The sequence below is a fragment of the Brevundimonas sp. ZS04 genome (genome assembly GCF_001956865.1).
Taxonomy (GTDB): Bacteria; Pseudomonadota; Alphaproteobacteria; order Caulobacterales; family Caulobacteraceae; genus Brevundimonas; species Brevundimonas diminuta.
In genome coordinates this window covers 1-438 of the sequence record NZ_MTHE01000057.1, presented here as the reverse complement: position 1 = coordinate 438, position 438 = coordinate 1, and the positions used below count along the sequence as shown (strand labels likewise).

The 438-nt window shown below is 74.7% G+C and carries 1 protein-coding gene; it reads right to left on the bottom strand.

Translation table 11 applies throughout. From position 1 onward, the window contains the following. Positions 1–438 (bottom strand): hypothetical protein (locus tag BJP32_RS17410; RefSeq protein WP_198935312.1); only part of this gene is annotated, 438 nt, incomplete at both ends.

Sequence of the window (438 nt, the reverse complement as noted above, 5' to 3'; positions counted from 1 at the left end):
GTTCGCCAGAGCGCGTCGTCGCCCAGCGGCGTGCGGCGCGCCTGGCCGTCGGCGAAGAGCGCCAGCAGCTGGGCTTCGGCGGCGTCGCGGCCGGGCTCGGTGAGCGGCGGCGCGAGGACGGCCGCCGCCTCGTAGGTCGTGACGCCCTCGGGGAACGCCTGCAGGATCTCGAGCGCCGACTCGGCGGACCCGCGCCGCGGCAGGGTGCGGTCGAGGTTGGCGATCATCGCGTCGTAGACGGCGAGCGACTGGAAGCCGCCGGCTTCGAGCGTCTGGCCGGTCCCGGTCTGGAACAGGACGCTCGGAGCGGTGAAGCGCTCGGCGCCGTCGGTGTTGGCCGACTTGCCTTGGAATTCCGTGGCGCCGCCGGCGGCGGTCCGGGCGTGGGCGCGGTCGCGTTGGTAGGCGTCTTCGGTCGCTTTGTCGTCGATCGCGGCG